Origin of the sequence: Pleomorphomonas sp. T1.2MG-36, assembly GCF_950100655.1 — a bacterium.
GTDB lineage: Bacteria > Pseudomonadota > Alphaproteobacteria > Rhizobiales > Pleomorphomonadaceae > Pleomorphomonas.
On the sequence record NZ_CATNLY010000012.1, the window covers coordinates 532,436 to 543,869 of the forward strand.

The following is an 11,434-nucleotide window of genomic DNA, read 5'->3' on the forward strand; positions in this document are numbered from 1 at the left end:
ACACCGATGTCCATTCATTCCGTTCTGTCCCGCGTCGATACCGACTTCCCCAAAAGCCTCGACCGTCTGTTCGACTTCCTGCGCATCCCCTCGATTTCCGCCGACCCGTCCTACAAGGACGAGTGCGCTCGCGCCGCGGCATGGCTGGTGAACGAGCTGACCGCACTCGGTTTCGATGCGTCGGTACGGCCCACGCCCAAGCATCCGATGGTGGTCGGCCATTACACCAAGGCCGGCCCAGACAAGCCCCACGTGCTGTTCTACGCGCATTACGACGTCCAGCCGGTCGATCCGCTGGAACTTTGGGATTCGCCGCCCTTCGAGCCGGTGGTGAAGACGCTCGCCGACGGCACCGAGCGCATCCTCGCCCGCGGCGCACAGGACGACAAAGGTCAGTTGATGACCTTCCTGGAAGCCTGCCGGGCCCTGATCGCCGAGACGGGTGCGCTGCCGGTCAACGTCACCTTCTTCTCGGAGGGCGAAGAGGAATCGGGGTCGCCCTCGATGATTCCCTTCCTTGAGGCCAACAAGGACGAGCTCTCCGTCGACGTGGCGCTCGTCTGCGACACAGAGATGTGGGATCGCAAGACGCCGGCCGTCACCACCATGCTGCGCGGCCTGGTCGGCGAGGAGATCTCGCTCCGGTGCGCCAGCCACGACCTCCACTCGGGCGCCTTCGGCGGCGCAGCCCTCAACCCGCTGCATGTGCTGACGAAAATACTCGGCGGCCTGCACGACGACCAGGGCCGCGTCACGGTTCCCGGCTTTTATGACGGCGTCACCGACATCTCGCCGGAGCTGCGTTCCAATTGGGACAGCCTCGGCTTCGACGCCGCCGCTTTCCTCGGCGGTGCCGGCTTGACGACGCCGGCCGGCGAGGTCGACCGCACCGTGCTCGAAAAGATCTGGTCGCGCCCAACCTGCGAGATCAACGGCCTTGCCGGCGGCTACGCCGGCCCCGGCTTCAAGACGGTGCTACCGGCCACGGCGGAAGCCAAGGTATCCTTCCGCCTCGTCGCCGGACAGGATCCGGACAAGATCCGCGTCGCCTTCCGCCAGTATGTGACGGATCGGCTGCCGCCCGACGCCAAGGTCGAGTTCCGCGAGCACGGCGGCAGCCCGGCGGTTCATCTGGCCCTCGATGGCGCCGCCATGGGCAAGGCGCGCATCGCGCTGGAGGCAGAGTGGGGCAAGGCGCCGGCGCTGGTCGGCTCCGGTGGCTCCATCCCGGTGGTCGGTCATTTCAAGTCGATTCTCGGCATGGACAGCCTGATGATCGGCTTCGGCCTCGACGATGACCGCATCCACTCTCCCAACGAGAAATATGAGGTGTCGAGCTACCACGGCGGCATTCGCTCGTGGGTTCGGGTCCTCGACGCCCTCGCCTCCTGAGGCTTTGAAAGCGACGCCGGCAATGCTTTTTGCCGGCGTCAGCCGCGCCGCTCCCGTGGCTTTCGTCCCGGGCCGTCTTTCAAAGGATGAGTGTTTGAACCGGCTCATTGCGCATTGACGAGGGAATTGCATAGCCTTATTGAGTGAAAAAAATCATTTGGAAGGCTGGACCCCTCAATGAAGATCACCCTGCGGACGGTCGCCGAGGCGGCTGGCGTGAGTGTGGCGACAGTCGATCGAGTCCTGAACAGGCGCGACGGCGTGCGTTCGGTGACCATCGAGAAGGTGGAAAGCGCCATCCGCCAGCTGGGGTACGCGCCTTCTAGCCTCGCCGGCCGCGTGCAGCCGGCCACCAGCCATTTCGCCTTCGTTCTGCCGCGCGGCCACAATCCGTTCTTCGAAGCGCTGGAGACGGCCATTCAACGCCTGAGCGACTGGCTGCCCTACAAGGGGGCCAGCTTCGACATTCGTCATGTCGACGTATTCGACGGCGAAGTCCTTGCCGAGGCGTTGAGGGAAATTCGGCAAGATGACTACGCGGGCATCGCCGTCGCAGCGCTTGACCACCCTGCCGTGCGCGAGGCGATCAACGCATTGAAGTCCGACGGGGTCGCGGTGGTGACACTGGTGTCGGACGTTCCAAGCTCCCGGCGCGATCGTTTCATCGGCATCGACAACACCGCCGCCGGCCGGACCGCCGGATCGCTGATCGGCCGCTTTCTGCCGAGCCAGACCGGCAAGGTGGCCTTGGTGGCCGGCTCGCTGGCGTTGCGCGACCACGCCGAGCGCCGCTTCGGCTTCGAACAGGTGATCGCCCAGGACTTTCCCGAGGTTCACGTCATCGCCCTGCGCGAAGGACGGGACGACCCGACCCGCGTTCACAAGCTGGTCGAGGATCTTCTGCGCCAGCACACCGACCTTGCGGGCATCTACAATGCCGGCGCCGGCAATGCCGGCGTCATCTCCGCGCTCGAAGCCAGCGGGCGGGCACGCGACATCGTCTACATCGCCCATGAGCTCATCGAGGAAAACCGCGAAGCGTTGGTGAGAGGGACCATCGACGCGGTGATCAACCAGGACCCCGGTCATGAAGTGCGGTCGGCTGCCCGCGTGCTTCTGTCGCTGACGTCGGACTGGCAGATCATCGACGAGCAGGAGCGCATCCGCATCGACATCTTCCTGCGCGACAATCTCCTGTAGCGCCGGCCCCGAAACACGCCAGATCTTAAGCAATATTGGGAGGAGTCCATGACCACCTATCTCGGCCTCGACATAGGCACATCGTCGGTGAAAGCCGTTCTCGTCGGCGATGGCGAGAAGATCATCGCCACCGCTTCGGCCTCGCTTGAAGTATCGCGGCCGCATGCCGGCTGGTCCGAGCAGGACGGCGACAGCTGGATTGCCGCGACGCAAAGCGCCATCGATCAGCTCAAGGCAAGCCATCCCAAGGAGCTTTCCGCCGTGGCCGGCATCGGCCTTTCCGGCCAGATGCACGGCGCGACCCTGCTCGACAAGGCCGACAAGCCGCTCCGGCCCGCCATCCTCTGGAACGACGTGCGTTCGGCCCTCGAGTGCGGCGAGCTCGAGGCCCGCTGCCCCGACCTGCGCGCCATCGCCGGCAACATCGCCATGCCCGGCTTCACCGCGCCGAAGCTCGCCTGGGTAAAGAAGCATGAGCCGGAGCTGTTCGCCAAGACGGCCAAGGTACTGCTGCCCAAGGACTATGTCCGGCTCTGGCTGACCGGCGATTATGTGTCCGACATGTCGGATGCCGCCGGAACGCTGTGGCTCGACGTCGGCAAGCGCGCCTGGTCGAAGGAGCTTCTCGCCGCCACAGACCTCACGCTCGACCACATGCCGCGCCTCGTAGAAGGCACGGAGTCCTCGGGCGATCTGCGCGCCGACCTGGTGTCGCGCTGGGGCCTCGTCAAGGCGCCGGTGGTGGCCGGCGGCGGTGGCGACAACGCGGCGAGCGCCGTCGGCATGGGCGCCGTCAAACCCGGCGCCGCCTTCGCCTCGCTCGGCACGTCGGGCGTGCTGTTCGTCTCCAACGCCTCCTTCTCGCCCAACACCGAGGGGGCCGTGCACGCCTTCTGCCACGCCGTTCCCGGCACCTGGCATCAGATGGGCGTGATCCTGTCGGCCACCGACAGCCTGCAGTGGCTGTCGCATCTTCTGGAAACGCCGGCACCGGAGCTGACCAAGGGCCTCGACCCGAAGCCAGCCAAGCCGTCGCCCGTCACCTTCCTGCCCTACCTTTCCGGCGAGCGCACGCCGCACAATGACGCCGCCGCCCGTGGCGTGTTCGTCGGCCTCAGCCACACCTCCGGCCGCGCCGAGCTGACGCAGGCGGTGCTGGAAGGCGTCGCCTTCGCCTTCCGCGACTGCCTGCGCGTGCTCAACGACGCCGGCACCGACATCGATCGCGCCTTCGCGGTCGGAGGCGGTTCGCGGTCGGAAGCCTGGTTGCAGATCATGGCGGCGGTGCTCGACCGTCCGCTCGACATCACTGCCGAAGGCGACTACGGCGGTGGCTTCGGCGCCGCCCGCATGGGCCGCATCGCCGCCACTGGCGACGATCCGTTCGAGACGCTGACCCCGCCGCCGGTTGCCCGCACCGTCGAGCCGGACAAGACGCTCGTTGCCGCCTATGCCGACCGCTACGCCAAGTATCGCGCGCTCTACCCGGCCGTCCGGGACGCGCTCGCCTGAGTTTCCCCATCAGAGTTACAAAAAGAGAGGAAAGACTATGACGCACCCGTTCTGGGGCAACATCAAGCCCGTCAAGTATGAGGGGCCGGAAAGCCGCAACCTGCTCGCCTTCCGTTACTACAACAAGGACCAGGTGGTTCTCGGCAAGCGCATGGAAGACCATCTGCGCTTCGCCGTCGCCTACTGGCACTCCTTCGCCTGGGGTGGCGGCGATCCGTTCGGCAACGGCACGTTCCTGCGCCCGTGGTTCAACGGCTCCGACGAACTGGAGCTGGCCAAGGTGAAGGCCGACGTGGCCTTCGACCTGTTCCAGTTGCTCGGCGTGCCCTTCTATTGCTTCCATGACCGCGACATCGCGCCGGAAGGCAAGACGCTCGCCGAGTCCAACAAGAACGTCCGCGCCATCGCCGACATCCTGGCCAGGAAGCAGGAAGAGACGGGCATCAAGCTCCTGTGGGGCACGGCCAACCTGTTCTCCCACCGTCGCTTCATGGCGGGCGCCGCCTCCAATCCCGATCCGGACGTGTTCGCCTACTCGGCGGCGCAGGTGAAGAACGTCTTCGACATCACCAAGGAGCTCGGTGGCCAGAACTACGTGCTGTGGGGCGGCCGCGAGGGCTACGAGACGCTGCTCAACACCGACCTCAAGCAGGAGCAGGACCAGCTCGGCCGCTTCCTGACCATGGTCGTCGACTACAAGCACAAGATCGGCTTCAACGGCGCCATCCTGATCGAGCCGAAGCCGAAGGAGCCGACCAAGCACCAGTACGACTTCGACGTCGCCACGGTGTACTCCTTCCTGAAGGCCTACGGTCTTGAGAAGGAAGTCAAGGTCAACATCGAGCAGAACCACGCCATCCTCGCCGGCCACAGCTTCGAGCACGAACTGGCGCTCGCCAGCGCTCTCGGCATCTTCGGCTCGGTCGACCTCAACCGCGGCGACGATCGCCTCGGCTGGGACACCGATCAGTTCGGCATGAACGTGCCCGAGCTGACGCTGGCCATGCTGGAGATCATCAAGGCGGGCGGCTTCACCACCGGCGGTCTCAACTTCGACGCCAAGGTTCGCCGCCAGTCGCTCGACCCGGAAGATCTGGTGATCGCGCACGCCGCGTCGATGGACGCCGCCGCCAAGGCGCTGCTCAACGCCGCCGCCATCATCGAGGACGGCCGCCTCGCCAAGAACCTCGAGACCCGCTACGCGGGCTGGAAGGGCGCCGAGGGACAGGCCATCCTCGCCGGCAAGCGCTCGCTCGATGATCTCGCGGATTATGTTGCCAAGAACAACATCAATCCCGAACCGAAGAGCGGCAAGCAGGAACAGCTGGAAGCGCTCGTCAACCAGTTCTGCTGATCGGCGCGCGAGCGTCGCTTGAAACACGAGAGGCCGGGCAGTCCCGGCCTCTTTCATTTCGATGTCATTTCAACGCCGAACCACACCGCGTTGAGGGATCACTCGACCGGCGGCACCCAGATGATGCGCTGCAGCGTGGCGCCGGCCAACGTTCCGTCGTCCGGCAGCGCACCAGCCGCGATATAGCCGGGAATGGCGAAGACGAAGGTGACATTGGAGGCTCCGCGTGCCGTGCAGATCGGCATGCCGAGCCAGTTCCCCTGCCCCTCCCGACAGGAAGCGCGGTCGACGCGCGCCTCGCGGAAGGTCATGCCGATGCGTTCGCCGCCAGGGCCGACGAGGCTCTCAGACACGCCATGAACAGCGCCGATACGCCCGCCGGGGCCGGGCAGCACCTGCAACACCTGCAAGCCGTCGCGGAACAGGGCCAGGGCCGCGACGCTCTCGCTCTGCTCGGTCGCCATGGTGACCGAAGACACCGAATAGCCGGGTTCGAGCGCCTCGATCGCCTTCTTGGAAAAGGCGGTCCCGGGGGGCAGCCCCGGCACGCCGGCGGACGTGATGCGGAACGTGGCGGCGCGCGACGGCGGCGGTGCGAAGTCCGAGTCGGAGCCGAGGATGGAGCAGCCAACAAGGGCCGCCGACATCAGAACGCCGGACAGGCGCAGAAGGTCACGAATTTGAATCATGCCCTTCGATAGCACAGGCGCCTCAACGATAGAAGCGAGGGGCACGGCACCGACAACATCCGGTGCGGACCGTGAATTCGCGCAACCCTCCCAAGCGCCAGCAGCAGTCTTTTTCATGTGGACCCACTCCGGCCTTCTACCTAGACTTCAGGCACATGCGGCGGCCGAGCCGCGCGATGAAAGAGACGCCGCACAAGACGGCGATCGCGCCCCACCCCACCGCGTCAGAACTTGTGAAGCAGGGATATTCACATGAAAATTGCCGTGCTCGGTGCCGGCGTCATCGGCACCACAACCGCCTACTATCTTGCCAAGGCCGGCCACGAGGTCACCGTCTACGATCGCCAGCCCGGTCCGGCGCTGGAAACCAGCTTTGGCAACGCCGGGGAGATTTCGCCCGGCTACTCGACGCCGTGGGCCGCGCCGGGCATCCCGCTCAAGGCGGTGAAGTGGCTGCTCATGCGGCACGCGCCTCTCATCCTCCGGCCGACGCTCGATCCGCATGTGCTGCCCTGGATGCTGTCTCTGCTCGCGAACTGCACGTCGGCCGCCTACACCCGCAACAAGAGCCGCATGCTGCGCGTCGCCGGCTACTCGCGCGAGTGCCTGATTGCGCTGCGCGAGGAAACCGGCATCGCCTACGATCATCGCTCGCAAGGCACGGTACAGCTCTTCCGCGCCCAGAAGCAGCTCGACCACGCCGGCCGGGATACCGAAGTGCTCGCCGCCGATGGCGTTCCCTTCGAGCTGCTCGACCGCGATGGCGTAGCGCGGGCCGAACCCGCTCTCTCGGCGGTCAGGGACACCTTTGTCGGCGGCCTCCGCCTGCCGCTCGACGAGACGGGCGATTGCTACCTGTTCACCAACGCGCTGGCGAAGATCGCCGAGGGGCTGGGCGTCAGCTTCCGCTATGACACCTCGATCTCGCGGATCGATGCGGACGCCGGCGCAGTGCGTGGGGTGATCACCTCCAACGGACGCATCGAAGCCGATCACTACGTGCTGGCGCTCGGCTCCTGGTCGGCCGTCCTCGGCCGTGACATCGGCCTCAGGCTGCCGGTCTATCCGGTGAAGGGCTACTCGCTGACCGCCGCCATCAGCGACGAGACGCGCGCGCCGGTATCCACCGTGCTCGACGAGACCTACAAGGTTGCGCTCACCCGGCTCGGCAGTCGGCTTCGCGTCGGCGGCATGGCCGAGATCGGCGGCTATAGCGCCGACCTACCGCCCACCCGGCGCGACACGCTGGAACATGTCGCCGGCAGCCTGTTCCCCTGCGGCGATCTCAAGGCGGCCAGCTACTGGTCGGGCCTGAGGCCGATGACGCCGGACGGCACACCGATCATCGGCGCCACGCGGTATGCCAACCTCTCGCTCAACACGGGCCACGGGACGCTCGGCTGGACGATGGCCTGCGGCTCCGCGCGCGCCCTCTCGGACCTGATTTCGGGACGGAAGCCCGACATCGAAACGGAAGACCTGTCGATCGACCGCTACCGGACGAGCCGCCCATCAACGTGATCAGAAGTTCCCCCCATGCCCATCGGAGAGATTGAAGCCGCCCCGGCGATTGGCTAGCACTGAGATCGGAATACCCAGCAGCACTCGGGGGAATCACATGTTACTGGCCTGCGGCGACGCGCTGATCGATTTCGTGCCTGTGAAGTCGGCCGACGGCCGGGATGCCTACGTGCCGGCCGTCGGCGGCTCCTGCCTCAACATCGCCGTCGCCATGTCGCGCCTCGGCGCGCTCACCGGCTTCGTCGGCGGCATCTCCTCGGACATGTTCGGAACGATGATCGCCGATCATCTGGCGGCCTCGGGCGCGTCGCTTCGCTATGTTCGCCGCTCCGACGACGAAACTACGCTGGCCTTTGTCCGCTTCGTGGGCAACGAGCCGCACTATGCCTTCTACGACGAGACGACCGCCGCGCGCCTTTGGACCTACCAGCCCGGCAGCATCCCCTTCCCCGCCATCGAGGTGCTGCACGTCGGATCGACCACGTTGATCAACGAGCCGGTGGCATCCGAGTATCTTGCGATGTTCAAGGCGGCGAAGGGCAAGACGACGCTGTCTTTCGATCCCAACTGCCGGCCGACGCTGACGCACGACAAGGCCGCCTATACGGCGCGCATGGCCGAGTTCGCCAAAACGGCCGACATCGTCCGTATGTCGGACATGGACTTCGATTTCCTGTTCGGCGGCAACGACTTCGAAGCCAAGGCCCAGGAGATTCTGGCCGGCGGGGCAGCGCTGGTCATCGTCACGCGCGGCGGTGACGGCGTCATCGCCTGGCACGCGACGGCCGGTCGCGTCGAGGTTCCGGCCCCCGCCACCAAGGTGGTCGACACCATTGGCGCGGGCGACACGTTCCAAGGCTCGTTCCTGGTGGCGCTCAAGGAAGCGGGTCGAATCGCACGGCCGGCACTGGAGGCGATCAGCCGCGACGAACTCGCCGCCGCCCTCGCCTTCGGCACGCGCTGCGCCGCCATCACCTGTTCGCGTGCCGGCGCCAACCCGCCGTGGCGGGCCGAACTCAAGGAATAGTCGTTCGGCGCAAAGCTCCTGCGCACGACGAGCTTGCGGGCTTCGGCAAATCTTAACCTGTGACTGCGAACATTCCTGCGACAGGTGGGACATGTGCGATGTCGGTTGAACAGAGAAATGGAGTCAGGCGGAGGACGCTGAGAGCGGCGAAGATCGTCTATGGCGACTATCGCTATATCGTCGACTGCGTCGTGCGCGACACCAGTTCGGGCGGCATGCGCATCCGTTGCGACCATGCCCGCGAGATACCGCAGGACTTCTTCATCTTCGACCCGACGGAACAGTCCCTGCGTCGGGCCGAAGTGATGTGGCGGCGCGAGAACGAGCTCGGGCTGCAACTCACCGGCGACCCGATCTACATCCACGAAAGCCACGATCCCAGGCACGCCCGCTTCCGCTTCATGTGAGCGGGCGGCGAAGGGATCAGTGCCTGTTGGGCTCGAAATCCGGCGTGTAGACCTTTGCCCAGTCGTGCAGCGCATCACCGACGGCGCGCAGCGCCTTGCCGGCATCCGACAGCTCGTACTCCACGCGCGGCGGCGCCTGCTCGTAGTCGTGGCGAATGATGAGGCCGGACTTCTCAAGATCGCGCAACTGCGCCGCCAGCATGTGCTGGGTCACCCCGGGGATGCCCCTTCTCAGCTCGTTGAAGCGCTTCGGGCCTTCCGAGAGAAGGCACATGATCTCGCCCTTCCACTTGCCGGTAATGGCCTTGAGGCCACGCTGGACAACGGTAAGGTACTCCTGCAGCTCGACCGAACAGTTGAGCCGGCCTGACTGCGCGGACTCAGGCCCCAGGTCGAAAGACATCGCACTCTCCAAATCACATCCGAAAAGTATACTGTTATTCCTTGAAATAGGGGCTGAGCCCCTGTCGCGAAAGCGCAAACCGCCGCGCCCCTCATCACAAGAGCGTGCGTGCCTCAGCTCAGGCCAACCACCCGTCCCTCCGCGTCGAGACCGATGCGATTGGCGGCCGGCACGCGCGGCAGACCCGGCATGGTCATGATTGTTCCGCATATGGCAACGACGAACTCGGCTCCGGCAGCCAGACGCACGTCGCGCACCGGCAGGACATGGCCGCTCGGCGCGCCCTTGCGTTGGGGGTCGGCACTGAAGGAGGACTGCGTCTTGGCGATGCAGACGGGCAGGTTGCCGAAGCCGCGCTCGCCGTATTCGGCCAGCTTGCGCGCGGCACGGCCATCGTATTCCACTGCGGAGGCGCCATAGACTTCGCGGGCCACGGTCTCGATCTTGGCCGCAAGCGGCATCTCGTCGGGATAAAGCAGACCGAACGGCCGGCTCCGCGGCGCATCGAGCACCTCCAGAACCGCCCGCGCCAGATCCTCCGCGCCCCGGCCGCCATCGGCGAAATGGGTGGCGAGGGCCACCGGCGCGCCGGCTTCGGCGCACAGCGCGCCGAGACGGGCAACTTCGGCGTCGGTGTCGCTGCCGAAGCGGTTGATGGCGACGATCACGTCGAGGCCGAACTTGCGCAGGTTATGCAGGTGGCGGTCGAGGTTGACAAAGCCCGCTTCCAGGGCCGCCACGTTCTCGATCCCAAGATCTTCCTTGGCGACGCCGCCATGCATCTTCAGCGCGCGGATGGTGGCGACCAGCACGGCCGCGTCGGGCTGAAGCCCCGTCTTGCGGCACTTGATATCGAGGAACTTCTCCGCACCGAGATCGGCGCCGAAGCCGGCCTCGGTGACCACGATATCGGACAGGCCAAGCGCCGTCTCGGTGGCGATCACCGAGTTGCAGCCGTGGGCGATGTTGGCGAAGGGGCCGCCATGAACGAAGGCCGGCGTGCCTTCCAGCGTCTGCACGAGGTTGGGCTGCAAGGCATCCTTCAGCAACACGGCCATGGCGCCGCCGGCGTTGACCATGTCGGCCGTCGCATACGAGCGGGCATCGAGTTCGCCGACGACGATGCGTTTCAGACGCCGCTCGAGATCGGCAAGGTCGGTCGCCAGACAGAATATCGCCATCACCTCCGAGGCGACGGTGATGTCGAAGCCGTCCTCGCGGGGAAAGCCGTTGGCACTGCCGCCGAGACCGTTGACCTGGTGACGCAGCATGCGGTCGTTCATGTCGAGGACGCGGCGCCAGGTCATGCGCCGTCCGTCGAGGCGCGGCTCGTTGCCCCAGTAGATGTGATTGTCGATCATCGCCGACAGAAGATTGTGGGCCGAGGTGATGGCGTGGAAATCGCCCGTGAAGTGGAGGTTGATCGCCTCCATCGGCACCACCTGCGCATGACCGCCACCGGCCGCCCCGCCCTTGACGCCGAAACACGGACCGAGCGAGGGTTCGCGAAGGCAGATGCTCGTCCTGCGGCCGAGCCGGGAGAGCGCGTCGCCCAGGCCGACGGTGGTCGTCGTCTTGCCCTCGCCAGCCGCCGTCGGCGTGATGGCAGTGACCAGCACCAGCTTGCCGCGCGGCCGACGGCGCGCGTCGGACACGAAGCCATGCTCGATCTTGGCAATGTGGCGGCCATAGGGGATGAGTGCGTCGCCGGGGATGCCCAAACGATCCGCCACCTCCCCAATCGGCCTGAGGCGGGCAGCGCGAGCAATCTCGATGTCGTCAAGCATGGGCGCACTCGTGGTTTCCAGCGACCGACGGCCACTCCGCCATCCAGCCTCCGGTAAGTGAAAAGATGTAGCCGGATCCGACTTTTCTGTTGTCTCGACCGGGCATCTCGTCTTTTCTGGGCGGCGAGACGGCCCCTGCCCC

10 protein-coding genes are annotated in these 11,434 nt (G+C 66.0%); 7 read left to right on the forward strand and 3 right to left on the reverse strand.

What is annotated here, in order from left to right; genetic code table 11:
• The first annotated feature begins 6 nt into the window (after positions 1-6).
• The 4 genes from QQZ18_RS09370 (at position 7) to xylA (ending at position 5,458) form a co-directional block, all read left to right on the forward strand.
• On the forward strand, positions 7-1,392 hold the full coding sequence (locus QQZ18_RS09370) for a M20/M25/M40 family metallo-hydrolase (RefSeq protein ID WP_284540377.1): 1,386 nt from the start codon (positions 7-9) through the stop codon (positions 1,390-1,392).
• 177 nt (positions 1,393-1,569) lie between these two features.
• Positions 1,570-2,592, forward strand: a complete 1,023-nt coding sequence (locus QQZ18_RS09375; RefSeq protein WP_284540379.1) for a LacI family DNA-binding transcriptional regulator — start codon at positions 1,570-1,572, stop codon at positions 2,590-2,592.
• Positions 2,593-2,640: 48 nt separating this feature from the next.
• Positions 2,641-4,104: a xylulokinase gene (gene xylB / locus QQZ18_RS09380; RefSeq protein WP_284540381.1), complete on the forward strand. Its 1,464-nt coding sequence runs from the start codon at positions 2,641-2,643 to the stop codon at positions 4,102-4,104.
• A 37-nt stretch (positions 4,105-4,141) separates the two neighbouring features.
• On the forward strand, positions 4,142-5,458 hold the full coding sequence (gene xylA, locus QQZ18_RS09385) for a xylose isomerase (RefSeq protein ID WP_284540383.1): 1,317 nt from the start codon (positions 4,142-4,144) through the stop codon (positions 5,456-5,458).
• Between the two features lie 98 nt (positions 5,459-5,556).
• Here the strand turns inward: xylA and QQZ18_RS09390 are convergent, their stop codons facing one another.
• Positions 5,557-6,147 carry a DUF1131 family protein gene (locus QQZ18_RS09390; protein WP_284540385.1) on the reverse strand — a complete coding sequence of 197 codons (591 nt, stop codon included), beginning with the start codon at positions 6,145-6,147 and terminating at the stop codon, positions 5,557-5,559.
• A gap of 252 nt (positions 6,148-6,399) precedes the next feature.
• On the opposite strand from QQZ18_RS09390, the gene QQZ18_RS09395 reads away from it, so the two are divergent.
• The 3 genes from QQZ18_RS09395 (at position 6,400) to QQZ18_RS09405 (ending at position 9,102) form a co-directional block, all read left to right on the forward strand.
• On the forward strand, positions 6,400-7,668 hold the full coding sequence (locus QQZ18_RS09395) for a D-amino acid dehydrogenase (RefSeq protein ID WP_284540387.1): 1,269 nt from the start codon (positions 6,400-6,402) through the stop codon (positions 7,666-7,668).
• A 97-nt stretch (positions 7,669-7,765) separates the two neighbouring features.
• Entirely contained in the window at positions 7,766-8,695 is a 930-nt protein-coding gene (locus tag QQZ18_RS09400; RefSeq protein ID WP_284540389.1) for a carbohydrate kinase family protein, read from the forward strand.
• A 98-nt stretch (positions 8,696-8,793) separates the two neighbouring features.
• On the forward strand, positions 8,794-9,102 hold the full coding sequence (locus QQZ18_RS09405) for a PilZ domain-containing protein (RefSeq protein ID WP_284540391.1): 309 nt from the start codon (positions 8,794-8,796) through the stop codon (positions 9,100-9,102).
• Between the two features lie 16 nt (positions 9,103-9,118).
• Here the strand turns inward: QQZ18_RS09405 and QQZ18_RS09410 are convergent, their stop codons facing one another.
• Positions 9,119-9,505 carry a winged helix-turn-helix transcriptional regulator gene (locus QQZ18_RS09410; protein ID WP_284540393.1) on the reverse strand — a complete coding sequence of 129 codons (387 nt, stop codon included), beginning with the start codon at positions 9,503-9,505 and terminating at the stop codon, positions 9,119-9,121.
• 113 nt (positions 9,506-9,618) lie between these two features.
• Complete coding sequence (locus QQZ18_RS09415; protein ID WP_284540395.1) at positions 9,619-11,292, reverse strand: formate--tetrahydrofolate ligase; 1,674 nt, start codon at positions 11,290-11,292, stop codon at positions 9,619-9,621.
• Positions 11,293-11,434: the final 142 nt, after the last annotated feature.

Bases quoted from the DNA above. Each gene is read 5' to 3' on its own strand.
- QQZ18_RS09400 (WP_284540389.1), top strand. From the start codon at position 7,766: ATGTTACTGGCCTGCGGCGACGCGCTGATCGATTTCGTGCCTGTGAAG.
- QQZ18_RS09370 (WP_284540377.1), top strand. From the start codon at position 7: ATGTCCATTCATTCCGTTCTGTCCCGCGTCGATACCGACTTCCCCAAA.
- xylA (WP_284540383.1), top strand. From the start codon at position 4,142: ATGACGCACCCGTTCTGGGGCAACATCAAGCCCGTCAAGTATGAGGGG.
- QQZ18_RS09375 (WP_284540379.1), top strand. From the start codon at position 1,570: ATGAAGATCACCCTGCGGACGGTCGCCGAGGCGGCTGGCGTGAGTGTG.
- QQZ18_RS09395 (WP_284540387.1), top strand. From the start codon at position 6,400: ATGAAAATTGCCGTGCTCGGTGCCGGCGTCATCGGCACCACAACCGCC.
- QQZ18_RS09415 (WP_284540395.1), bottom strand. From the start codon at position 11,292: ATGCTTGACGACATCGAGATTGCTCGCGCTGCCCGCCTCAGGCCGATT.
- xylB (WP_284540381.1), top strand. From the start codon at position 2,641: ATGACCACCTATCTCGGCCTCGACATAGGCACATCGTCGGTGAAAGCC.
- QQZ18_RS09390 (WP_284540385.1), bottom strand. From the start codon at position 6,147: ATGATTCAAATTCGTGACCTTCTGCGCCTGTCCGGCGTTCTGATGTCG.
- QQZ18_RS09405 (WP_284540391.1), top strand. From the start codon at position 8,794: ATGTCGGTTGAACAGAGAAATGGAGTCAGGCGGAGGACGCTGAGAGCG.
- QQZ18_RS09410 (WP_284540393.1), bottom strand. From the start codon at position 9,505: ATGTCTTTCGACCTGGGGCCTGAGTCCGCGCAGTCAGGCCGGCTCAAC.